General features: G+C 64.5%; 2 protein-coding genes. Both read left to right on the top strand.

All coding sequences use genetic code 11. From position 1 onward, the window contains the following. On the top strand, positions 1–603 hold a 603-nt coding region (locus ACS5Q1_RS47885), incomplete at its 5' end, for a DEAD/DEAH box helicase (RefSeq protein WP_473104782.1). A gap of 5 nt (positions 604–608) precedes the next feature. Next, the coding region (locus ACS5Q1_RS47880) for an SWIM zinc finger family protein (RefSeq protein ID WP_473104781.1) at positions 609–1,455 on the top strand (847 nt) is incomplete at its 3' end.

Genomic DNA, 1,455 nt, shown 5'->3' with positions numbered 1-1,455 from the left:
CAGATCTGCAATCATCCCTCGCAGTGGCTGAACGACGGCAAGTGGGCCGAGGCGGACAGTGGCAAGTGGGCTCGCCTGCGCGAGATCGCCGAGGTGGTCGCGGCCCGCCAGGAGAAGATGCTGGTCTTCACCCAGTTCCGCGAAATGGCAGCGCCCCTGGCGGCGTACCTTGGTGGGATCTTCGGCCGAAGCGGGTTGGTCCTGCATGGTGACACCGCGGTCAAACACCGCCGGGCCCTGGTCCGAACCTTCCAGGACGACGAGACCGTGCCGTTCTTCGTCCTGTCCTTAAAGGCGGGAGGCTCGGGGCTGACGCTGACCGCGGCGTCTCACGTCGTCCACTTCGATCGGTGGTGGAACCCGGCAGTGGAGAACCAGGCCACTGACCGCGCCTTCCGGATCGGCCAGACGAACAACGTGCTGGTCCACAAATTCGTCTGCCAGGGTACAGTCGAGGAGAAGATCGACGCGCTGATCGAGGCGAAGAAGGGCCTGTCGGACGATCTGCTGGTCGGTGGAGACGAGATCAACCTGACCGAGATGAGGGACGAGGATCTGCTGCGGATGGTGGCGCTTGATCTGAAGTCGGTCATGGCGGAGTGAGGCGGATGGCTCCAGGGTTTGATGATGGATGGCCCCTCTACGTTCCGGTTGCGGAGCGTCGGAGGCAAGCCGCGCGCGAGCTGGAGAAGCTGCGCAAGAAAGGGCACCCGGTCGCCCCTGTCATCCTCGAGGGGCGCACCATCGCTCGGACCTTCTGGGGCAAGGCATGGTGCGGCAACCTGGAGAGCTATCGCGATTTCGACAACCGCCTGCCGCGTGGCCGTAGCTATGTCCGGCATGGCGCGGTCATCGATCTTCAGATCTCACCGCTGGAGATCAAGGCGAAGGTCAGTGGATCGTCAATCTACAAGGTCACGGTCACCATCACGGCGTTGGCGCCGACGCTGTGGCGGTCGATCTGCACGGATTGTGCCGGCGGCATCGATTCCCTGGTCGAGCTGCTGCAGGGCCGGTTCTCCAAGGGCGTGATGGAGCGGATCTGCTGCCAGGGCAGAGGCCTGTTCCCCCAGCCGTCGGACATCCGGTTCTCGTGCACCTGCCCGGACGGAGCCTCGATGTGCAAGCACGTTGCCGCGGTGCTGTATGGCGTCGGCGCCCGGCTCGATGAGAGTCCTGAGCTTCTGTTCCGGCTGCGTGCGGTGGACGAGAAGGATCTGGTGGCCGATCTTGACACGGCGCTATCAATCTCAAGCCAGACGCTCGATGTCGGAAAGGTCCTGGAGACGGACGATCTCTCGGCCCTGTTCGGCTTGGACATGGCGGGGACCGGAGACGCACTTCCAGGCCATGGTGCTAGGCCAGCTGCCCCCGAGCTCGTGGCCCGAACTGGCCAGAAGCGGACCAGCACAAAGGCGGCGGGACGCAAGGCAGTCGTTCGGTCCCGTCCGGCAC

This window comes from Microvirga sp. GN3 (assembly GCF_055792825.1).
This window is presented reverse-complemented; position numbering and strand designations above follow the sequence as displayed.